The sequence below is a fragment of the Salmonella sp. HY31 genome (assembly GCF_042604575.1).
Classification (GTDB): Bacteria; Pseudomonadota; Gammaproteobacteria; order Enterobacterales; family Enterobacteriaceae; genus Salmonella; species Salmonella diarizonae.
In genome coordinates this window covers 339,660-362,091 of the sequence record NZ_CP170479.1, presented here as the reverse complement: position 1 = coordinate 362,091, position 22,432 = coordinate 339,660, and the positions used below count along the sequence as shown (strand labels likewise).

At 53.9% G+C, this 22,432-nt stretch carries 21 protein-coding genes; 7 read left to right on the top strand and 14 right to left on the bottom strand.

Annotated features, from left to right (window positions below):
- Window positions 1-101 precede the first annotated feature (101 nt).
- A complete protein-coding gene (locus ACE15A_RS01630; protein ID WP_023247879.1) occupies window positions 102-272 on the top strand; it encodes a YhfL family protein in 171 nt (56 codons plus the stop codon).
- A 141-nt stretch (window positions 273-413) separates the two neighbouring features.
- Here ACE15A_RS01630 and trpS read toward each other — a convergent pair whose 3' ends face one another.
- From trpS to ACE15A_RS01570, 12 genes are all read right to left on the bottom strand, one after another.
- Complete coding sequence (gene trpS, locus ACE15A_RS01625; RefSeq protein ID WP_000165559.1) at window positions 414-1,418, bottom strand: tryptophan--tRNA ligase; 1,005 nt, start codon at window positions 1,416-1,418, stop codon at window positions 414-416.
- Window positions 1,411-2,169 (bottom strand): phosphoglycolate phosphatase, encoded by a 759-nt coding sequence (gene gph, locus ACE15A_RS01620; protein WP_053507957.1) that lies wholly within the window; start codon window positions 2,167-2,169, stop codon window positions 1,411-1,413. The genes trpS and gph overlap by 8 nt, the downstream gene beginning before the upstream one ends.
- Window positions 2,162-2,839: a ribulose-phosphate 3-epimerase gene (gene rpe / locus ACE15A_RS01615; protein ID WP_000816286.1), complete on the bottom strand. Its 678-nt coding sequence runs from the start codon at window positions 2,837-2,839 to the stop codon at window positions 2,162-2,164. Before rpe ends, gph begins: the two co-directional genes overlap by 8 nt.
- A 17-nt stretch (window positions 2,840-2,856) precedes the next feature.
- Window positions 2,857-3,693: an adenine-specific DNA-methyltransferase gene (gene dam / locus ACE15A_RS01610; protein ID WP_023247876.1), complete on the bottom strand. Its 837-nt coding sequence runs from the start codon at window positions 3,691-3,693 to the stop codon at window positions 2,857-2,859.
- Window positions 3,694-3,873: 180 nt separating this feature from the next.
- A complete protein-coding gene (gene damX, locus ACE15A_RS01605) occupies window positions 3,874-5,124 on the bottom strand; it encodes a cell division protein DamX (RefSeq protein WP_023247875.1) in 1,251 nt (416 codons plus the stop codon).
- Window positions 5,125-5,221: 97 nt separating this feature from the next.
- Complete coding sequence (gene aroB / locus ACE15A_RS01600; protein ID WP_023247874.1) at window positions 5,222-6,310, bottom strand: 3-dehydroquinate synthase; 1,089 nt, start codon at window positions 6,308-6,310, stop codon at window positions 5,222-5,224.
- A 56-nt stretch (window positions 6,311-6,366) separates the two neighbouring features.
- Window positions 6,367-6,888 carry a shikimate kinase AroK gene (gene aroK / locus ACE15A_RS01595; RefSeq protein WP_000818621.1) on the bottom strand — a complete coding sequence of 174 codons (522 nt, stop codon included), beginning with the start codon at window positions 6,886-6,888 and terminating at the stop codon, window positions 6,367-6,369.
- 464 nt (window positions 6,889-7,352) lie between these two features.
- Window positions 7,353-8,591, bottom strand: a complete 1,239-nt coding sequence (hofQ, locus tag ACE15A_RS01590) for a DNA uptake porin HofQ (protein ID WP_053507959.1) — start codon at window positions 8,589-8,591, stop codon at window positions 7,353-7,355.
- Complete coding sequence (locus tag ACE15A_RS01585; RefSeq protein WP_053507960.1) at window positions 8,506-8,907, bottom strand: HofP DNA utilization family protein; 402 nt, start codon at window positions 8,905-8,907, stop codon at window positions 8,506-8,508. Before ACE15A_RS01585 ends, hofQ begins: the two co-directional genes overlap by 86 nt.
- Window positions 8,897-9,370: a hypothetical protein gene (locus ACE15A_RS01580; RefSeq protein WP_053507961.1), complete on the bottom strand. Its 474-nt coding sequence runs from the start codon at window positions 9,368-9,370 to the stop codon at window positions 8,897-8,899. Before ACE15A_RS01580 ends, ACE15A_RS01585 begins: the two co-directional genes overlap by 11 nt.
- The gene (locus ACE15A_RS01575; protein WP_053507962.1) at window positions 9,354-9,893 is read right to left on the bottom strand and encodes a PilN domain-containing protein; all 540 of its coding nucleotides are present in this window, start codon (window positions 9,891-9,893) and stop codon (window positions 9,354-9,356) included. The genes ACE15A_RS01580 and ACE15A_RS01575 overlap by 17 nt, the downstream gene beginning before the upstream one ends.
- The gene (locus tag ACE15A_RS01570) at window positions 9,893-10,672 is read right to left on the bottom strand and encodes a hypothetical protein (RefSeq protein ID WP_053507963.1); all 780 of its coding nucleotides are present in this window, start codon (window positions 10,670-10,672) and stop codon (window positions 9,893-9,895) included. Before ACE15A_RS01570 ends, ACE15A_RS01575 begins: the two co-directional genes overlap by 1 nt.
- 120 nt (window positions 10,673-10,792) lie before the next feature.
- Here ACE15A_RS01570 and mrcA point away from each other — a divergent pair, with 120 nt between their 5' ends.
- Window positions 10,793-13,345, top strand: a complete 2,553-nt coding sequence (mrcA, locus tag ACE15A_RS01565; RefSeq protein ID WP_023247869.1) for a peptidoglycan glycosyltransferase/peptidoglycan DD-transpeptidase MrcA — start codon at window positions 10,793-10,795, stop codon at window positions 13,343-13,345.
- A gap of 95 nt (window positions 13,346-13,440) precedes the next feature.
- Here the strand turns inward: mrcA and nudE are convergent, their stop codons facing one another.
- The gene (gene nudE / locus ACE15A_RS01560) at window positions 13,441-14,004 is read right to left on the bottom strand and encodes an ADP compounds hydrolase NudE (RefSeq protein WP_023176215.1); all 564 of its coding nucleotides are present in this window, start codon (window positions 14,002-14,004) and stop codon (window positions 13,441-13,443) included.
- Between the two features lie 322 nt (window positions 14,005-14,326).
- Between nudE and igaA the strand changes: the two genes are divergently transcribed.
- The 4 genes from igaA to hslO all read left to right on the top strand — a co-directional run bounded on the left by igaA (window position 14,327) and on the right by hslO (window position 18,507).
- Complete coding sequence (gene igaA, locus ACE15A_RS01555; protein ID WP_053507964.1) at window positions 14,327-16,459, top strand: intracellular growth attenuator protein IgaA; 2,133 nt, start codon at window positions 14,327-14,329, stop codon at window positions 16,457-16,459.
- A gap of 64 nt (window positions 16,460-16,523) precedes the next feature.
- Entirely contained in the window at window positions 16,524-17,192 is a 669-nt protein-coding gene (gene yrfG / locus ACE15A_RS01550) for a GMP/IMP nucleotidase (protein ID WP_023247867.1), read from the top strand.
- A gap of 10 nt (window positions 17,193-17,202) precedes the next feature.
- Complete coding sequence (hslR, locus tag ACE15A_RS01545) at window positions 17,203-17,604, top strand: ribosome-associated heat shock protein Hsp15 (protein ID WP_000660721.1); 402 nt, start codon at window positions 17,203-17,205, stop codon at window positions 17,602-17,604.
- A gap of 24 nt (window positions 17,605-17,628) precedes the next feature.
- Entirely contained in the window at window positions 17,629-18,507 is an 879-nt protein-coding gene (hslO, locus tag ACE15A_RS01540) for an Hsp33 family molecular chaperone HslO (protein ID WP_053508029.1), read from the top strand.
- Between the two features lie 110 nt (window positions 18,508-18,617).
- On the opposite strand, the gene ACE15A_RS01535 is transcribed toward hslO, so the two are convergent.
- A complete protein-coding gene (locus ACE15A_RS01535; RefSeq protein ID WP_053507966.1) occupies window positions 18,618-20,327 on the bottom strand; it encodes a DUF4153 domain-containing protein in 1,710 nt (569 codons plus the stop codon).
- Between the two features lie 379 nt (window positions 20,328-20,706).
- On the opposite strand from ACE15A_RS01535, the gene pckA reads away from it, so the two are divergent.
- On the top strand, window positions 20,707-22,326 hold the full coding sequence (gene pckA / locus ACE15A_RS01530; protein ID WP_053507967.1) for a phosphoenolpyruvate carboxykinase (ATP): 1,620 nt from the start codon (window positions 20,707-20,709) through the stop codon (window positions 22,324-22,326).
- Window positions 22,327-22,432 lie beyond the last annotated feature (106 nt).

Below are 22,432 nucleotides of genomic sequence, written 5' to 3'. Positions count from 1 at the left end.
GACTACCTGTATGGTTTATTAATTGCTATCGTAATATACGCTAAATAGACATTATATTTATCCCATAAATAATATCCCTTTTATTCAACAAGGATTTTGATATGTTCAAATTTGTAAAAACTGCCATTGTGGCAGGGGTTCTGGCGACGCTCACCGCCTGTACGGGTCATATTGAAAACAAAAAAAACAACTGTAGCTACGATTATTTGCTGCACCCTGCAATTTCTATTTCTAAAATTATTGGCGGTTGCGGCCCGGCTGCCGATCAATAATAGAAACGACTGCGCAGATACAAAAAAACCGGGATTTCCCGGTTTTTTACAGGCCTGATAAACGGTACAGCGCAGGTGCCTTGTCCAACTTCGCTCGTTTGTAGGCCCGATAAGCTAGCGCCATCGGGCAGGCAATAACCGTTACGGTTTCGCCACAAAGCCAATGGCTTCGTAAACCGCTTTTAGCGTTTCGGCCGCACGCGCGCTGGCTTTTTCCGCCCCGTCTTTCATCACCTTCTGCAAGAACACTTCGTCGTTGCGGAAACGGTGATAGCGCTCCTGCAACTCAGACAGCATTCCGGAAACCGCCTCCGCCACTTCGCCTTTCAAATGACCATACATTTTACCTTCAAACTGTTTTTCCAGTTCAGGAATGCTCTGACCGGTCACGGCGGAAAGAATATCCAGCAGGTTAGAGACACCCGCTTTCTCTTTCACATCATAACGCACTACCGGCGGCTCGTCGGAGTCAGTGACCGCACGTTTGATTTTCTTCACTACCGATTTCGGATCTTCCAGCAGACCGATCACGTTATTACGGTTATCGTCCGATTTGGACATTTTCTTCGTCGGCTCCAGCAGCGACATCACGCGCGCGCCGGATTTCGGAATAAACGGTTCCGGTACTTTGAAAATATCGCCATACAGCGCATTAAAACGCTGGGCGATATCGCGACTCAGCTCCAGATGCTGCTTCTGATCTTCGCCTACCGGCACCAGATTGGTTTGGTACAGCAGAATGTCAGCGGCCATCAGCACCGGGTAATCAAACAGACCGGCATTAATGTTTTCCGCATAGCGCGCAGATTTATCTTTAAACTGCGTCATACGACTCAGCTCGCCGAAATAGGTATAGCAGTTCAGCGCCCAGCCAAGCTGCGCGTGTTCCGGCACATGGGACTGAACGAAAATAGTGCTCTTTTCAGGATCAATACCACATGCCAGGTACAGCGCCAGCGTATCCAGCGTCGCTTTACGTAGCTGCTGCGCGTCCTGACGCACGGTAATAGCATGTTGGTCTACGATGCAGTAGATGCAATGATAGTCATCCTGCATGTTTACCCACTGACGCAATGCCCCCATATAGTTGCCAATGGTCAATTCACCTGAGGGCTGTGCGCCACTAAAAACGATGGGCTTAGTCATTTTTTATTTCCTGGTTATCGCTATGCGGAAGCCCAAGTGCGGGCAAAAGATCGTTAAAACTGTCATAAATGACGTCCGGCTCGCTAAGAGCGATCGCTTCGCCATAATTGTAGCCGTATGTCAGGCCAACCGAAGGGCAGCCCGCCGCTTTTGCAGCCTGAATATCATTACGCGAATCGCCGACAAAAAGCATCTGCTCCGGCATCATGCCCAGTCGGCTTGCCACCAGCAACAGCGGATCCGGATGCGGCTTCTTATTTTGCACATCATCGCCGCCGATAACCACGCTAAAGTATTTGGCGATATCAAGCGACTCAAGCAACGGCGCGACGAACGGCGTCGGCTTATTCGTCACCAGACCTAATGACAATCCGCTGGCGTGCAGCGCGCCCAGCGTGTCGGCGACATGCGGAAATAAAAAGGTGCCCTCTTCCGCCACTTCGCCATAATACCTGTCGAACAGTTTACGCAGAATGCGTACCTGTTCCTCGGCAGGAATATCTTCATCAACGGGCGGTTTACCCATCGTCTTACGCAGCGCGGCACGTTCCTCGCGAGCCCAGGCCAACGCGCGCTCCATCAATACATCTGCGCCGTTACCAATCCAGGTAATCACGCGCTCCTCGCCCGCGATCGGCAGTTCCAGCGCATACAGCGCCATGTCCACCGCCGCGGCAAGCCCCGGCGCGCTATCCACCAGCGTACCGTCAAGATCAAAGGCGACGCCCCGAATATTTTGCAACTTATCCATGACTTACCTTTGCCAGCTCACTGCGCATTTCATCAATCACTTTTTTGTAATCAGGCTTATCGAAAATCGCCGACCCCGCAACAAACATGTCCGCACCTGCTGCTGCGATCTCGCCGATATTGTTCACCTTCACGCCGCCGTCCACTTCCAGACGAATGTCGTAGCCAGACGCATCAATCCGGCGACGCACTTCGCGCAGCTTATCCAGCGTCTGCGGAATAAAAGACTGACCGCCGAAGCCAGGATTCACAGACATCAGCAGGATCACATCCAGTTTGTCCATTACGTAATCGAGATAACTGAGCGACGTTGCCGGGTTGAATACCAGCCCCGCTTTACAGCCGTGTTCTTTGATCAGTTGTAGCGTGCGGTCAACATGTTCGGAGGCTTCCGGGTGAAAAGTAATGATGCTCGCGCCAGCGGCGGCAAAATCGGGTACGATACGGTCGACCGGCTTGACCATCAGGTGGACATCAATAGGCGCGGTAATACCATATTGACGCAGGGATTTCAGCACCATCGGGCCGATAGTCAAGTTCGGCACATAGTGGTTATCCATGACGTCAAAGTGTACAACATCAGCACCGGCAGCCAGCGCTTTTGCGGTGTCTTCACCCAGGCGAGCAAAATCAGCCGACAGAATTGAGGGGGCAATCAAATACTGTTTCATCCGCTTCTCCTTGAGAATTATTTTCTTGCAGGCGCTGCGACTCCTGGTTGGTACAGAGCCAGCAGTTCGTCCACCTTTTTACGTGTGCCGCCGTTGCTGCTTATACTGCGTCTAACTTTGACGACATGCAATTTTGCGAGTTGATACCACTCGCGCGTGAGCGCCGTATCATGGTTGGAAATGAGCACCGGTATCCGGTTACTGACCAGATTCTCAGCGATTTCCGCCAGATGCGCTTGTTGCGTCAGGCTAAAACTATTGGTGTGATACGCTGTGAAGTTAGCCGTGGCGGACAACGGCGCATAAGGAGGATCGCAATAGACCACCGACGACTTGTCCGCACGCGCCATACTGTCTGCGTATGACTCACAGTAAAAGAACGCATTCTGCGCCTTTTCTGCAAAGTGGTACAACTCCGCTTCCGGGAAGTAAGGTCTTTTATAACGACCAAACGGTACATTAAATTCCCCGCGTAAGTTATAGCGACAGAGTCCGTTATAACCGTAGCGATTCAGATATAAAAACAGTACCGCCCGACGAAAGGGGTCCTGGCAGGTGTTGAACTCCTCGCGGAGTTGGTAATAGACCTCAGCCTGGTTAGTTTCAGGCATAAACAGCTCGCGCGAAGCCTGTACGTACTCGTCGGTACGTAACTTCACGATGTTATAGAGGCTAATAAGGTCGCTGTTGATATCGGCGAGGATATAACGAGAAAAGTCGGTGTTAAGAAACACCGATCCGGCACCCACAAAAGGTTCGACCAGGCACTCGCCTTTTGGCAAATGTCGTTTGATATCATCAAGCAGAGGGTATTTTCCCCCTGCCCACTTCAAAAAAGCGCGATTTTTTTTCATGCTGACTAACTAATTACACCTTCTCCGGCTGTGGAGAAAGCTCCGACAGCATCCTGCGCTTTAGGCTGTGCCGCGTTGCTTTACGGCGCATTTGGCGGTAGCAAATGCGCCCCTCGCGCCTGTCCTGAACAAAAATAGCTGTCAGCGACACTCACAGGCAATTGCAGGACACAGCCTGGATTATTTCAGATCGGCCTGAACCTGATGCAACGGTTTTGCCCACGGATTTTTCGCCTGCACATCAGCAGGCAGCGTGGACACTGCGCGTTTAGCATCTTCTTTCGAAGCATACACTCCGGTTACCAGCACATACCACGGTTGTCCATTACGCGTCGTCTCGTATACCACATAATTTTTCAGGTTCTCTTTCTTCGCCCAACGATTCAGGTTGTCGTAATTTGAAGAACTACTGAGCTGCAACGTGTAGTGGCTGGATGGCGCGCTCTTTAACGCGCCAACGTTGCCGGCGCTTTTCCCGCCGCCTGCGACAGGCGTCGTCGAGGCTTGCGCTGGCTTCGCGGTTTGTACCGGCGCGGCGCTTGCCGTCGCTTTCGGCGTCGCGGCTGGCGCTGCCGGTTCCGTGCGTTTCACTGGCGCGACCGGTTTCTTCGGTTCCGCGGTCGTGGTTTTCGCCGTTGTTTGCGGTTTCTTAGGTTCAATGACGGCCTGTTTACGTTCCGGACGCGAGGTATGACGTTCGGCAGGTTCGCTAACTGCCGCCTGACGCGACGCGCTACCATTGCGAACTGGCGCGACGGTTGCAGGCTCTGTCGGCAACGTAGAGTTCACCGCAACGTTGTTCATCTGCTCAGGATTCTGCGTCAGCGCATTATTCAGATCGCCCTGCACTTCCACGCGCTGCTGACCGTCAGCGACCACGGGCGACGGTCCCTGCGTCGGCGTTGAAGAAATCGGCGGCAACGAAATATCCTGCGACGTATTGCCCGCCGTTTGCTCTGCGGAGGTGGTACCCGGCGCAGGCTGGGTTGCATTAGCCTGATCGGCGGCGTTACCGGAAAGATCGATACTCTTTTCGCCAGAAGCCGACGGCTCGCTGGAAGACGTTGAGGGGGCTTTCAGCGCGGAACCGATACCGATAATCAACAGTAGCAGCACCAGTACGCCAACGCCCATCATCATGTACTGACGAGAGGCTGGCTTATGGGCCGCTTTTTTACGCTTACGTGGACGGCGTTCTACACGCTCCTCATCCACCGTATCGTCTTCATCGGATTCGTACTCTTCTTCGACTTCAGGTTCTTCACTACGCGCTCTACGCACACGCGTCGGACGGCGATCGTCAGCATCCAGATCAACGTCATCAAAGTTGATCTGCGGCTCATTATCGCGTTCTGAAGATTGACGAGAACGACCAGTACGACGATCGCTGGGATCGGGTTTCAGCTCGTCTTCTGGTTTGAATTCATCCATTTAACACCCCACTCAAAGGTTAATGCTTACGACATTGCACATAACCTGAAGCTAAAAAACTGACATCTACGCAATATCAGTCTGACCTTTCTTGTTGTTACGCCTGCTGACAGTCAGCAATCGCGCTAAGAACGACTTCGTGCGACACTCCGCCGCGTACTTCACTTTTCCCTATGGCCAGCGGAAGCACTAAACGCAGCTCCCCCGCCAACACTTTTTTATCTCGCAGCATGTGCGGCAAATAGGCCTGCGCGGACATCTCGCGAGGGCCGTTGACAGGCAACCCGGCCCGTTCGAGCAGAGCGATGATGCGCTGCGTATCAGCAGAACTAAACTGTCCCAGACGCTCGGACGTGCGCGCAGCCATCACCATACCTGCGGCAACGGCTTCGCCATGTAACCAATTGCCATATCCCATTTCCGCTTCAATGGCGTGGCCAAAGGTATGTCCAAGATTCAGTAAAGCACGTAAGCCCGCTTCACGCTCGTCGGCGGCAACAACTTCCGCCTTCAGCTCACAACAACGACGAATACAGTACGCCATCGCCGGGCCATCCAGACGCAATAGCGCATCCAGATTACCCTCAAGCCAGGTGAAGAAGTCCGCGTCGAGTATGATGCCGTATTTGATCACCTCTGCCAGCCCCGATGCCAGTTCGCGTGCAGGAAGCGTTTTCAGGCAATCAAGATCGACGACCACAGTAGCGGGTTGGTAAAACGCCCCAATCATGTTTTTGCCAAGGGGATGGTTGACGGCGGTTTTCCCGCCCACGGAGGAATCAACCTGCGACAGTAGGGTGGTTGGTACCTGGATGAAACGAACGCCTCGCTGGTAACTGGCCGCCGCAAAACCGGTGAGATCGCCAATCACGCCGCCGCCCAGTGCGACCAGCGTGGTATCACGACCATGCGGTTTTTTCAGTAACGCCGTAAACACCGTATCCAGCACCGTCAGGCTCTTATACTGCTCGCCGTCAGGAAGAATCACGCTGTCTACGTTAACGCCCGCCCGTTCGAGTGCGCCGCGAACCTTGTCCAGATAAAGCGGCGCCAGGGTTTCGTTGGTCACTAACATGACCTGATCGCCTGATTTCAGCGGCAAGAATGAAGCTGGTTCGTTAAACAAACCAGCCGCGATGGTGATCGGGTAACTACGTTCCCCGAGAGTGACTGTAATCCTCTCCATGACGCGACATCCACCTTAGTTACTTGTACCCGCTTACCCAGCGTATTCTGCTTGAATTAGTTGCTTTCCAGCATATGAATAATCTGGTTTGCCACAACCTTAGCGCTTTGATCGTCGGTGCGAATGGTGACGTCGGCAATCTCTTCGTACAGAGGATTGCGTTCGTTGGCCAGCGCTTCCAGAACTTCGCGAGGCGGCGCTTCAACCTGCAACAGCGGGCGTTTTTTATCACGCTGCGTGCGCGCCAGTTGTTTTTCGATGGTCGTTTCAAGGTAAACCACGACGCCACGCGCGGAAAGACGGTTACGCGTTTCACGCGATTTTACAGAGCCACCGCCGGTTGCCAGCACAATACCCTGTTTTTCCGTCAATTCGTTGATAACTTTTTCTTCACGATTACGGAAGCCGTCTTCACCTTCAACATCGAAGACCCAGCCCACATCAGCTCCGGTTCGTTTCTCAATCTCTTGATCAGAATCATAAAATTCCATATTGAGTTGTTGAGCTAACTGGCGCCCAATAGTGCTTTTTCCGGCACCCATAGGCCCAACCAGAAAGATATTGCGTTTCTCTGCCATTTTTTCGGTACTACTAAGACTATTCGTTAATGGTAAACCCGCTTCACAGACACCCAGCGCAGCAGGACATGAACTGAAACCTCATAAGATATTGCGAGAGTCAGACTGAAAATTATCTCAATACTCAAGCGGGTTTGGCAACTGAATAAATCACCAAGCCTGATTGTTGCAAAACCCGAGTTAGCGTTGCCGGACGGCGGCCAGAACAACATATCCGGCCTACAAATTGCTCTACTTTCAAACAATTGTGTGCAATCCGCAGAACCAATAAGTCTGCATCAGCGGACATTCAGCCGTTTATCATCGGTCTTATGCACACCTTCGGCAAGGCAAAGCGCATTTATCAATGCGTAAGCAACGAAAAGCACGACTCTCAAATCGGTACTCCTTGTATGCTAAATACATCCGCACGTCAAATCCCTGAGACGCGTTCAGTACAAAAACAGCGCTTTTTTATGCATAAATTATTCTGCCGCAACCAGTCTGGGGGTGATAAACACCACTAATTCGCGTCGCTCGTCCTCTTTGCCGTCATGGCGGAAGAGCTGACCAAACCAGGGGATATCCCCCAACAGCGGCACGCTATCGCTACCCGATTTATTTTTTCGCGAAAAAATACCGCCCAGCGCCAGCGTCTCGCCGCTTTTTACCTCTACCAGCGTTTCAATTTCCTGTTTATCTATCGCCAGCACTTCGCCGTCGGCCTGTTGTAGTACCTGACCGGGAACATTCTGGCTGATATGCAACTTCAGGCGGATGCGTCCTTTTTGCAAAACGGTGGGCGTCACCTCCATTCCCAGCACCGCTTCTTTAAATTCAACGGATGTCGCGCCACTTTCGCCGCTGGAGACCTGATAAGGAATTTCGCTGCCTTGCTTAATACTGGCCGGCTGCAGATGCGAAGCCAGCAGCCGGGGGCTGGCGATAATATCCAACTGCTGCTTCTGTTCCAGCGCTGACAGTTCCAAATCCAGCAGGCGTCCGTTAATGCGCCCGATGTTAAATCCTACGCGTGAGGTGGCGGCGGCGACGGATAAATCACTGGAAAGCGTCGTCACGTCGCCCACCGCTCCCGCTTGCTGGGCATCAGCCAGCGTCCACTTTACGCCCAGCTCCCGGAGACTCTTTTCGTTAATGGTGACGATATGCGCCGCCAGCTCCACCTGCGCCACCGGCAGATCCATTTGCGATACCCATTTTTCCAGCTCCGCCAGGGCCGCGCGGTTATCGTGCAACAGCAGACGGTTGGTGCGCTTATCTACCGTGATGGTTCCCTTCGCGCTCAGGAGTTTCTCGCCCGCTTTCGACAGTTCGGCGGCATCGGCGTATTGCAGGCTAATGCTGCGGTTTTCCAGTGGTAAATTAGCCTGAAGCCTTAATCGCTCGGCCTCCTGGCGCGCGCTGTGTTCTTTCTGCCAGGTCTGCGAATGCACATAGAGAATATTCCCTTCCTGACGCAGCACCAGCCCCGCGCTATCGACCACCGTCTGTAGCGCCTGTTTCCACGGCACATTCGTCAGATGCAGCGATAACGTGCCGCTGACGTCCGGCGACGCCACCAGGTTCTGCCGTTCCTGTTCAGCTAAGGCCTGCAAAACCTGCACCACAGGGACGTCGTCAACCACCAGCGTCACTTTCGCCGCTTTTCCCGCCTGCGCGGCGGGCATCAAGACTATCAGTATTATGGCTATCCATCGCTTCATTGTCCGCTCCCTGACGTAGCCACCGCCACTGCGGCGGTGCACAATTTTTACCGGTCGTTAACGTTAAGGTTTGCGCCGTCAGGCGGACAATCGTCCAGCCGTTTTCCAGCTTCTGCCCCTCTTCCACTCGCCGCCATTTTTGCTGACTGTCTTTAAGAATGCCGATCCATCGCTCGCCTTTACGCACCGCGCCCTGATACCGCCACTGCGAGAGTTCCGCTATCCGGCAGCGGTCCTCCGGCGGGCGAAAGGGATCGCGTATTCCCGTCAACGTCAGCAAACAAAAACAGAGCAATACACTGCGGCTAGCCTTCATTCGCCAGGCGCTCCAGTTGCAGCGTCATCAATAATTCCGCCCCCTCCCTACGCAATGAAAACCGACTTACGCTCATCTCGCTTTCGGCCAACCGGACAAACAGTGACGGCACCGCATCCCAGGACGTTTTCAGCGCCATTTCTCCCCCCTGCGCCGATGGCTGCCAGTGCAGCAAACGCAGGGGAGGCGCCTGGAAATCTAACGGCGAAAAAGGACGCGGATTTTCAACGGTGCCCCCGAAAAGCGGTTCAGCCGCGACGCTCAGACGGCGCAGATGACGCCACTGTTGCCGGGCGGCCTCGCGCTGCTGGCTTAACCGCGTTTGTTGCGTATCCAGCGTCTTCCAGCCGGGATAGCCCACAGATAACGTGACCGTCAGCGTCAGGCACAGCACGCCTGCACACCAACAAAAAACCCGACCACGGCGCGACATCCCGTACCAGATATCAAAGAACGCGTTCACGGGCGGCGCTCCTCGTTAACTGATAATGGAACTGCCAGCGCCCTTGCGCATCCTGCCGCGTGGCGCCCGTGCGGTTTAGCGGAAAACTGACATAGTGACGAAGTGATGTCTCAAGCGTGAGCAGGGCGTCAAACGTTCTCGCCAACCCTTCCAGCTCTAGCGTCTCTTGCTGATAATTGAGGCTTGTCAGCCATGCCTGATCCGGCAACAGGTTGGCAAGATCGATCAAGATAGATTGCCAGGCTTGCGTCAGTTCACGCTGCGCCTGACGTAGTAATCGCGCCTGTTGCTGCCGCTGACGCTGCTGTAACTGCGGCATGTTCGCCGCAAGCGCCATCGTGCGCCCGTTTTCCGCCGTCAGTAGCAGTTCGTTAATCCTCCCCTCCTGCCAAAAAGCCAACCGGGCGATCGTCGCGAGGCTTGCTATCAGCAGCAGGGACGCGCCCCATACCACGCACCACAGCCGCAGACGCGCCACGTAATGTTGGCGTCGCCAGGGGAGCAAATTGACAGAATGCGCCATCAGCGTATCTCCCCCATGGCTAAACCCAGCGCAATCGCAAAGCGATAACCGTCCGGCGGAACCGGCGGTTGACGGACGATAACGGCGCGCCAGGGGTCGAATTCGCCTTCGGCGCATAACGAAATATGTTCCGGCATGACGGATAACGTTGCGGCAAGGTCATGCAGCGTCGTCGCCTCTCGCGCCGATTTACGCCCCCACGCATAGCGCATCGCCCACAGCCACTGGCTCTCATCGCGCCAGACCAGACATTGCCGCCCCGGTGGTATAAACGGCAGTAAGCGCTGTAACGCGCAGGCATCGGGCGTCACGGCGGCGATGCGCACATTGAGCGTTTGCGCCAGCGTTAACAGCGCTGAAATGTCTTTGCTTTGTGCGGCGGTAACGTTGAACGCAGGGCTCAGCGCATCGTCCTGAAAATCGAAACGTAATAAGTCTGGTTCCATATCCAGCTCACGCCCCATCGTTTGTGCAAGCCATGCGACTTGCTCACGTTCCCGCAGGCGCATCGGCGGATGCGGAAAAGCGCGTTGTAATGTCCGATTGGCGGGAAAAGAGAGGTGAATACGGTGACGTAGCGGTAGCTCGCGGCTCCAGGACCGCAGTACGTGAGCCAGCGATTGCGGGTCAGGAATCGTACCCTCTGCCGTAGAGGCGTTCATCAGCGGCAGTCGCCACCAACGTTGCAGGGACCAGCCTGATGCGCCGCGAACAACGGCGATGGCCAGCGCTTCATGCTGCTGAATATGCAATCCTATTTGCCAGGTTTTAAAAGCCATAACGGTCGATCTCCTTATCACCCGTCGCGTTAACGGGTATATCAATGCGTCTGGCTTGCCTTTATACTACCGCGCGTTTGTTTATAAACTGCCCAAATGACACTAAATGGGAAATCTCCAGTGAAGTTCGTAAAGTATTTATTGATCCTTGCAGTATGTTGCATCCTGCTGGGAGCAGGCTCGATTTATGGCCTTTATCGCTATATTGAGCCGCAGCTACCTGACGTCGCGACATTGAAAGATGTGCGTTTGCAAATTCCGATGCAGGTTTACAGCGCGGATGGCGAACTTATCGCGCAATATGGCGAAAAACGCCGTATTCCCGTTACGCTCGATCAAATTCCACCGGAAATGATCAACGCCTTTATCGCGACCGAAGATAGCCGCTTTTATGAGCATCACGGCGTTGACCCGGTAGGTATTTTCCGCGCGGCCAGCGTCGCGCTCTTCTCCGGTCACGCATCGCAGGGAGCAAGTACCATTACCCAGCAACTGGCGCGAAACTTCTTCCTTAGCCCCGAACGCACGCTGATGCGCAAGATCAAGGAAGCGTTTCTGGCGATTCGTATTGAGCAGTTGCTGAATAAAAATGAGATCCTCGAACTCTATCTGAACAAGATCTATCTCGGCTACCGCGCCTATGGCGTTGGCGCGGCGGCGCAGGTCTACTTTGGTAAGACGGTCGACCAGCTTAGCTTAAGCGAAATGGCGGTCATCGCCGGGCTACCTAAAGCGCCTTCTACCTTTAACCCGCTCTACTCGATGGATCGGGCGACGGCGCGCCGTAACGTAGTGCTCTCGCGAATGTTAAGCGAGGGATATATCACTCAGGCGCAGTACGATCAGGCCCGTAGCGAGCCTATCGACGCAAATTATCACGCGCCGGAAATCGCCTTCTCCGCGCCTTATCTGTCGGAAATGGTGCGCCAGGAAATGTATAACCGTTATGGCGAAAGCGCCTACGAAGATGGTTATCGTATTTACACGACCATCACCCGCAAAGTGCAGCAGGCCGCACAACAGGCTGTGCGTAATAACGTGCTGGACTATGACATGCGCCACGGTTATCGCGGCCCGGCGAATGTGCTATGGAAAGTGGGCGAAACGGCGTGGGACAGTAAAAAAATTACCGATACGTTGAAGGCGTTACCGACCTACGGACCGTTGCTTCCCGCCGTGGTCACCAGCGCTAATCCGCAAGAGGCGACCGCTGCGCTTGCCGACGGTACGTCCGTTTCGCTACGTATGGAAGGGATGCGTTGGGCGCGGCCTTACCGCTCGGATACGCAGCAGGGGCCGACGCCGCGTAAAGTTACCGATGTCGTCCAGACAGGCCAACAAATCTGGGTTCGTCAGGTGGATAACGACTGGTGGCTGGCGCAGGTACCGGAAGTGAACTCCGCACTGGTTTCGCTTAACCCGCAAACCGGCGCGGTACTGGCGCTGGTCGGCGGTTTCGATTTTAATCAGAGTAAATTTAACCGCGCGACGCAAGCGCTGCGTCAGGTGGGGTCGAACATCAAACCGTTCCTCTACACCGCCGCAATGGATAAAGGACTGACGCTCGCCAGTATGCTCAACGATGTGCCGATTTCCCGCTGGGACGCCGGGGCAGGTTCAGACTGGCGTCCGAAAAACTCCCCACCGCAATACGCCGGACCGATTCGTTTACGCCAGGGGCTGGGGCAGTCGAAAAACGTGGTGATGGTACGCGCCATGCGCGCAATGGGCGTCGACTATGCGGCGGAGTATCTGCAACGCTTCGGCTTCCCGGCGCAGAATATTGTACATACCGAATCGCTGGCGCTGGGCTCCGCCTCCTTCACGCCGATGCAGGTTGCGCGCGGTTATGCGGTGATGGCGAATGGCGGTTTTCTAATCGACCCGTATTTCATCAGCAAGATTGAGAACGATCAGGGCGGCGTGATCTTCGAAGCGAAACCGAAAATCGCCTGCCCGGAGTGCGATATCCCGGTCATTTACGGCAATACGCAGAAATCCAACGTGCTGGAAAACACCAATGTGGAAGAGGTCGCGGTTTCGCAAGAGCAACAAAACAGCGCCGTACCGATGCCTAAGCTGGAACAGGCAAACCAGGCGCTGGTCGCGCAAAACGGTACGCAGGAATACGCGCCGCATGTGATCAATACGCCGCTGGCGTTTCTGATAAAAAGCGCGCTGAACACCAATATCTTCGGCGAACCCGGCTGGATGGGTACCGGCTGGCGTGCGGCGCGCGACCTTAAACGTCGCGATATCGGCGGCAAAACCGGTACGACCAACAGCTCGAAAGACGCATGGTTCTCCGGCTATGGTCCTGGCGTCGTCACATCCGTATGGATCGGCTTTGACGATCACCGCCGTGATTTAGGCCGCACCACTGCTTCCGGCGCGATCAAAGATCAAATATCCGGCTATGAGGGCGGCGCCAAGAGCGCGCAACCTGCATGGGACGCCTATATGAAAGCCGTGCTGGAAGGCGTGCCGGAACAGCCGCTAACGCCGCCGCCGGGCATCGTCACGGTAAATATCGACCGCAGTACCGGACAACTGGCGAACGGCGGTAACAGCCGTGAAGAGTATTTCATCGAAGGCACGCAGCCGACACAGCAGGCGGTGCATGAGGTGGGAACCACCATTATTGATAATGGTGAAACACACGAACTGTTCTGATCAAAAAAGGCGCTCCGGCGCCATTTTTATTGTGTTTACCGGATGGCGGCGAACAGGGAGACGAACTTTCCGTTGGCTTGATAAACGCTGCGCCATCAGGCAATCCGTCCCTGCGCTTTCAACCACTCGCGTACCAGAAACAGCGCGCTGACGTTGCGGGCTTCGTTAAAATCGGGGTCTTCCAGCAGATCCATTAAATGCGCCAGCGGCCAGCGTACCTGCGGCAATGGTTCAGGCTCGTCGCCTTCCAGCGACTCTGGATAGAGGTCTTCCGCCACCACGATATTCATTTTGCTGGAAAAATAAGAGGGCGCCATGCTGAGTTTTTTTAAGAAGGTCAGGTTATACGCGCCAAACCCAACCTCTTCTTTGAGCTCCCTGTTCGCCGCTTCAAAAACGGTCTCGCCCGGGTCTATTAATCCTTTCGAGAAGCCCAGTTCATAGGACTCGGTTCCCACCGCATACTCACGAATAAGAATCAGATGCTCATCAACGATCGGCACAATCATTACCGCCTCACGGGTTGATGGTCGCATACGTTCATACACGCGACGCACGCCGTTGCTGAACTCCAGATCCACGCTTTCTACGTTAAACAGTCGGGATTGTGCGACGGTTTCTACTTTCAGAATGGTGGGTTTTTGTAATGATTTGCTCATTGTGAGAATCTTTGCAGTGAAATCTGTGGTCATTGTGCGATATACAGCACGGTTTCGGCAATGCGAATTGCCGTTTATTTACATTTATGTAACGTAATAAAAATTAATTATTATTTCAAATTAAAAGTCAATAGGTTGAAATAACTCCAGGAATTTGCTGATATTTCGTTTTTGGTGGTATTGCTATGATTTGCCTTCACTGGGATGCGCTTTACAATGCTCAAGTTCAACTCCACGCTTGCCGATAGCCAACCACAGAAAAATGTTTATTGGACAGGGTGCGACTGACCACGCCTGACAGACTTAGTAAGATGGGGAAAGCATGGGCACCATTCTGATTTTTATAGCTGCTTTGCTGGCCTGCTCTCTACTGGCAGTATGGCGGTTCCGGGTAAAGTCCAGACGAGGGAGTTTACCGTGGATCAGCGCCTTTCAGGACGCGCAAACGCGTAAACTGTTGCCTGAAGAGCGCAGCGCGGTAGAAAACTATCTCGATAACCTTAGCCAGATCCAGCAAGTTCCGGGGCCGACAGGCGCCAGCGCTGCGCCCATCTCGCTGACGCTAAACGCGGAAAGCAACAGTGTCGTGATACTGACCCACTCCATCACCCGCTACGGCATTACCACTGACGATCCCAATAAATGGCGCTACTACCTCGACTCCGTCGAAGTCCATCTGCCACCTTTCTGGGAACAGTACATCAATGATGAAAACAACGTTGAGCTAATCCTTACGGATACGCTGCCGCTGGTGATCTCTTTAAACGGCCATACGCTGCAAGAGTATATGCAGGAGTCGCGCGGCTACGCGCTACAGAATACGGCCTCTACGCAGGCGTCGATTCGCGGCGAAGAGAGCGAGCAGATCGAGCTGTTGAACATCCGTCAGGAGACCCACGAAGAATATGCGCTCAGCCGCCCGGCCGGCTTGCGCGAAGCATTATTAATTGTTACCTCCTTTTTCTTATTCTTTTTCTGTCTGATAACGCCGGATGTTTTTGTACCGTGGATGATAGGCGGCGCGATCCTACTGCTGGCAGCCGGACTTTGGGGACTTTTTGCGCCGCCGTCGAAAAGCGCGCTGCGGGAAATTCACTGTTTGCGGGGAACGCCCCGCCGCTGGGGACTGTTTGGGGAGAATAATCAGGAGCAGATTAACAATATTTCCCTGGGCATCATCGACCTTATTTACCCTGCCCACTGGCAACCTTACATTACGCAGGATCTTGGGCAACAAACGGATATCGATATTTACCTTGATCGTCATGTCGCCCGCCAGGGCCGGTTTTTATCCCTGCATGATGAAGTCAAAAACTTCCCGTTGCAGCACTGGTTACGCAGCACTGTTATTGCTATCGGTTCGCTGCTGGTGTTGTTTATGCTGCTGTTCTGGATCCCGCTGGATATGCCAATCAAGTTCACGCTATCGTGGATGAAAGGCGCGCAAACCATTGAGGCAACAACGGTAAAACAGCTTGAAGAGGCTGGCGTGCGGGTGGGCGATACGCTGCACCTGAGCGGTAAAGGAATGTGTAATATTCATTCCGGCACGACCTGGAGCGGGCAGTCTAACTCACCGTTTATGCCGTTCGATTGCTCGCAAATCATCTGGAACGACGCGCCTGCGCTACCGCTGCCGGAATCAGACCTGGTGAATAAAGCGATGGCGCTAAGCCAGGCGGTAAATCGTCAGCTCCATCCAAAACCCGAAGACGACTCGCGCGTAAGCGCATCTTTACGCTCCGCGATACAAAAATCGGGCATGGTATTATTAGATGACTTTGGCGATATTGTTCTGAAAACCGCTGATTTGTGCGCGGCGGAAGACGAGTGCGTGCGCCTGAAAAATGCGCTGGTTAATCTCGGTAACAGTAAGGACTGGAACGCGCTGGTGAAACGCGCGAACGCCGGCAAACTGGACGGCGTCAACGTGCTGCTACGCCCCGTAAGCGCAGAATCGCTGGAAAATCTGGTCACGACCTCAACGGCGCCGTTTATTTCTCGCGAGACCGCGCGCGCCGCCCAGTCGCTGAATAGCCCCGCTCCCGGCGGATTCCTGATCGTCAGCGATGAAGGCAGCGAACTGGTCGATCAGGCCTGGCCGTCAACGTCGCTGTACGACTATCCCGCGCAGGAACAGTGGAGCGCTTTCCAGCGTCTGGCGCAAACGCTAATGCAAACGCCATTTAGCGCCGAGGGAATTGTCACCAGCGTGTATACCGATGCCAATGGCACACAGCATATCGGCCTGCATCGTATACCCGATAAATCCGGCTGGTGGCGTTACCTCGGCACCACACTACTGATGCTGGCAATGATAGTGAGCGCGGTCTATAACGGCGTTCAGGCGTTCAGACGTTATCAACGCCACCGTACCCGTATGGCGGACATCCAGGAATACTATGAAAGCTGCCTCAATCCCAGGTTAACCATCTCTCCGGAAAATCTCATCTGATAACGCCGCCGTGCGGCAGGGTATGCTACCCTGTCGCGCAAATTGCGTTACCCTGGAGTTCCCCATGCATATTGATATTGACTGGCAAAACGTGGATACCGTTTTGCTGGATATGGACGGCACCCTGCTCGATCTCGCGTTCGATAACTATTTCTGGCAAAAGCTGGTACCGGAAACCTACGGTGCGCAGCAGGGTATTTCGCCGCAGGACGCGCAGAAATATATTCGCCAGCAGTATCATGCCGTACAGCATACGCTAAACTGGTACTGTCTGGATTACTGGAGCGAGCGCCTGGGTCTGGATATTTGCGCCATGACGACGGCGCAAGGGCCGCGCGCCGTTTTACGCGACGATACCGTGCCGTTTCTGAATGCGTTAAAAGCCAGCGGAAAACGTCGGATTCTGCTCACCAATGCACATCCACATAACCTGGCGGTGAAGCTGGAGCATACCGGTCTGGCCTCACACCTTGATTTATTACTTTCCACCCACACATTTGGTTATCCCAAAGAGGATCAGCGGTTATGGCGCGCTGTCGCTGAGGAAACGGGAATAAGCGCAGAGAAAACTCTGTTTATCGATGACAGCGAACCGATTCTCGACGCCGCCGCCCGGTTTGGTATTCGCTACTGTCTTGGCGTGACGAATCCCGATTCCGGCCAGGCGGAAAAGCAATATACGCGCCATCCGTCCCTGAACGACTACCGCCGTCTGATCCCCTCGCTGATGTGAAGGAGACGCCATGAAAGAAAAGTCCTCCGTTGAGGTCAGACTGGATAAATGGCTGTGGGCCGCGCGTTTTTATAAAACCCGCGCGCTGGCCCGCGAGATGATTGAAGGCGGTAAGGTGCATTACAACGGGCAACGCAGTAAGCCGAGCAAAATCGTCGAGCTGAACGCAACCCTTACCCTGCGTCAGGGAAATGACGAACGGACAGTGATCGTTAAAGCCATCACCGAACAGCGCCGTCCGGCCAGCGAAGCCGTCGCTCTGTATGAAGAGACGGCGGAGAGCGTGGAAAAACGCGAAAAAATGGCGCAGGCGCGCAAGCTTAACGCCCTGACCATGCCGCATCCGGACAGACGACCGGACAAGAAAGAGCGCCGCGACCTGTTACGATTTAAACACGGCGACAGCGAATAACTGTCACCCGCAAGAGAGATGATTATGCCGCAACATGACCAATTACATCGTTATCTGTTTGAAAACTTTGCCGTTCGCGGCGAGCTGGTGACCGTTTCGGAAACCTTGCAACAGATCCTCGACAATCATAACTACCCACCGCCGGTGAAAACCGTATTGGCCGAACTGCTGGTCGCCACCAGCTTGCTCACCGCGACGCTGAAGTTTGCCGGTGACATTACGGTACAGCTCCAGGGCGACGGGCCGTTAAGCCTGGCAGTGATCAATGGCAATAATCAGCAGCAGATGCGCGGCGTGGCTCGCGTTCAGGGCGACATCCCTGACAATGCGGATCTCAAAACTCTGGTTGGCAACGGCTATCTGGTGATCACCATTACCCCGGAAGAGGGTGAACGCTATCAGGGCGTGGTGGGTCTGGAAGGCGATACTCTGGCGGCGTGCCTGGAGGATTACTTCCTGCGCTCCGAGCAGTTGCCGACGCGCCTGTTTATCCGTACCGGCGATGTCGACGGTAAACCAGCGGCAGGTGGAATGTTGCTCCAGGTGATGCCGGCACAGAACGCGCAAGCGGAGGATTTCGACCATCTGGCCATGTTGACGGAAACCATTAAAAGTGAAGAGTTGCTGACGCTACCGGCAAATGACGTGCTGTGGCGTTTGTATCACGAAGAAGAGGTCACGCTCTACGATCCGCAAGATGTTGAATTCAAATGCACCTGTTCACGCGAACGTTGCGCGGGCGCGCTGAAAACATTGCCGGATGAAGAAGTGGACAGCATTCTGGCGGAAGAAGGCGAAATCGATATGCACTGCGATTACTGCGGCAATCATTACCTGTTCAATGCGATGGATATCGCGGAGATCCGTAACAACGCCTCTCCTGCCGATCCACAGGTTCATTAATCGCATCTTATACGGCACCGTCATTGCCTGATGGCGCTGCGCTTATCTGGCCTACAGCATCCCGCTCCGTAGGCCGGATAAGGCATTTATGCCGCCATCCGGCAAAAAGCTTACTCGTTGTAGTAATTCACATCCAACCGCTTACCATCAACAATGATATCGCGCCAGGCTTTGGGAGCTGAGTCTAACCGATGCCCGGCAATCGCGCGCAAAAGTTGCGTCTTAGAAAACCCGTCCGGCAATTTGACGAACGCTATCTGCGTCCATTCCCGATCTTTTAAGCCAAAAACCCGGCTCTCGGCAACTATAAAGTTATACAGCACCTGCTCAGGCTGACCGTCACCGTTAAGATCCTGGCTCACCAGCACGCAGGCATCCTGTTCGAAGCAAGAAGCGGCCGAATAATTCTGCTCTTTGACAAACGCCCAAAATGCGGCATCCGGCTTCTGGCTACCGGGCGCAATCATCACCACCCGCGCTAAATCGTCCGCCGTCGGGGAAACCTTATTTTCCTGCAAAAGCGTCGTCAGTTCCCGCTTGCGCTTTCTGTCCTGCGTAAACATCCCGTCATCCTGCAACGATTTCAGCGCTTCACGGCCAGTTTTACCGCTGTGATCCAGCATATACAGGCTGATCTGATCCGCAGTAATTTTACCGCTGTGGTAACGCGCCATATGGCTGTTGACGCTAATACGCCAGGCATCAAGTACAGGCGAGGCCAGCAACAGCAATATCGCCAGCGTCAGCAAAGAGACGCTCAGTATCACCTTGCCTTGCCATTCACCTGGATCGCGCCCGCGCCGTAACAGACCGATCAGATAACCGAAGGACCATACCAGCAATACAAACACCGTCAGCGCACCATACAGACGATCCGGCGTCCAGCCGTATTGCTGAATGCGTACCCATAACGCCCAGCCCGCTAGCAGCATATATATCGGGGCAACGCAAAGCGAGGCGCTAATCATGCCGCGTAGTACGCGCGGATAAGGTAATACGCGCTTTTGCGGTTCACTGACGATCGCCACAAGGAGCAGCAGCATCAGTGTCAGCGTGGATAACAGCCCCGCAGCGGAAACACGCGCAGAAATCGCCTCCAGTCCGGTAAAGGGCAACGTCACAATAAACAGCAATGCCAGCAGCGACACTATCGGCAGTAAACCCATCGCGATCAGCGTCAGCAGCTTTTGTACCGCCGCTACAAGGCGCGACTGCGTGCGGGCGAGAATGACCGCCAGCGCCGTAATCAGGCCGATGGCCACATAAGCAAAGCCTTCAGTTTCAAAGAAAAGGGTGCTGAAAAAGTGGATGCCCACCAGTTTAAATAGCGCGCTCCAGAGCAGCAGAACCAGCCAGAACAGTCCGTTAGCGACCAGGACAATAAGCAATGTCAGTACGTTATGCCATAACCGCATATAAAACTGGGGATAACGCACCGAACCGGTTTGCGAATGCAACTGATATTGCATCCAGGGTAATACCAGCATCGCCATCAACACAAGCCGGAGGCCATACTGCCAGAGGAGATCGGCCTGGCGCCATTTATCCACTGCCTCAACCTGCCATTTCAGCCAGCCGCTCATTGCCAGCACTACCACAAAGATTAGTACCAGCCAGCCCCACAGCGCCCCCTGTTTAAAAGAGACCACGGTAAGCAATAGCATTGACGACAACGCTATCGTTGCGGGCATACCATAGAACAGCCAGTCGCTATTATACGGTACCAGCCAGGCCATCAGCAGGTAGCACAATACTCCCTGTAGCAAACCGGTGAGCATCATACCCCAGCGAGTAGTACGTGAAAGCGCTACACTTTCCATGTCGTTATCCAGAATGATGAGAAAGTCGCATTATTGCATCATCTCTTCACCGCCAGGCGTCGTCATGCATAATTCAGAAAAAAACGCAGAGAGGTGAATCGATATTGTTAATGTTGGTGTTACGTCACTTTCTTACATGAATGCGATTACCATCACATTATGTCGGTCAAAAACACTTCCTTTTAACGTTTTCAGAACATTTTCCACAACAAAAGTAGGTTTCCTGCCATAATAACCGCCTCTGCGTGACAGGAGACACAGTGTTTTTCGTCAATCGTGATTTTGTCCAGATACGTAAATCTATGAGCCTTGTCGCGGTTAACCAACTTCAAAAAACCTTATTATTTCCGGTAATACATATTGGCTAAGGAGCAGTGATATGCGCGTTAACAATTTAACCCCGCAAGATCTCAAGGCTTATGGTATCAATGACGTCCAGGATATCGTTTACAATCCCAGCTACGACACCCTCTATCAGGAAGAACTTAATCCTGGTCTGGAAGGCTATGAGCGTGGCGTGTTAACTAACCTGGGCGCCGTTGCCGTTGATACCGGTATTTTTACCGGTCGTTCGCCTAAGGATAAGTATATTGTTCGCGACGAAACCACGCGTGATACGCTCTGGTGGTCCGATAAGGGTAAAGGTAAAAACGATAATAAGCCGCTTTCCCAGGAAACCTGGCAACATCTGAAAGATCTGGTAACGCATCAACTTTCCGGTAAACGCTTATTCATTGTTGATGCATTCTGCGGCGCAAATGCTGATACGCGTCTTTCCGTACGCTTTATTACGGAAGTCGCCTGGCAGGCCCATTTCGTTAAAAATATGTTTATTCGCCCAACGGACGAAGAGTTGGTGGATTTCAAGCCTGACTTTATCGTCATGAACGGCGCGAAGTGCACCAACCCGCAATGGAAAGAGCAAGGGCTGAACTCGGAAAACTTCGTGGCGTTCAACCTGACTGAACGTATTCAGCTCATTGGCGGCACCTGGTACGGCGGCGAAATGAAAAAAGGGATGTTCTCGGTAATGAACTACCTGCTGCCGCTGAAAGGTATCGCATCAATGCACTGTTCTGCCAACGTGGGTGAAAAAGGCGATGTCGCGGTCTTCTTCGGCCTTTCCGGCACCGGAAAAACCACACTGTCCACCGACCCGAAACGTCGTCTGATTGGCGATGATGAGCACGGTTGGGATGACGACGGCGTATTCAACTTTGAAGGCGGCTGCTACGCCAAAACCATCAAGCTGTCGAAAGAAGCGGAGCCAGAAATTTATCACGCGATTCGCCGTGATGCGCTGCTGGAAAACGTCACCGTGCGCGAGGACGGCACCGTTGATTTCGACGATGGTTCCAAAACCGAAAACACCCGCGTCTCTTACCCGATCTATCACATCGATAACATCGTTAAGCCCGTATCCAAAGCAGGTCACGCCACTAAGGTTATCTTCCTGACTGCGGATGCCTTCGGCGTATTGCCGCCGGTTTCCCGTTTAACCGCTAACCAGACGCAGTACCACTTCCTGTCGGGTTTCACCGCTAAACTGGCCGGCACCGAACGCGGCGTTACCGAACCGACCCCCACCTTCTCCGCCTGCTTCGGCGCCGCGTTCCTGACGTTGCACCCGACGCAGTACGCTGAGGTGCTGGTGAAACGTATGCAGGCGGCGGGCGCGCAGGCTTATCTGGTTAACACTGGCTGGAACGGTACCGGCAAACGTATCTCCATTAAAGATACGCGCGCGATTATCGACGCCATTCTGAACGGTTCTCTTGATAACGCGGAAACTTTCCGTCTGCCGCTGTTCGATCTGGCGATCCCGACTGAACTGCCGGGCGTGGATACCCGCATTCTCGACCCGCGTAACACCTACGCGTCGCCGGAACAATGGCAGGAAAAAGCCACCGCGCTGGCGAAACTGTTCATTGAGAACTTCGAGAAGTACACGGATACCCCGGCAGGCGAAGCACTGGTTAGCGCCGGACCGAAGCTGTAAGGAATATGCCGGATGACGGCTTTGCCTTATCCGGCCTACAATGTGTGAAATACCAGGTCGGATAAGTGTAGCGCCATTCCAGCGTTGAGAAGAAAGGGAGGTTAAT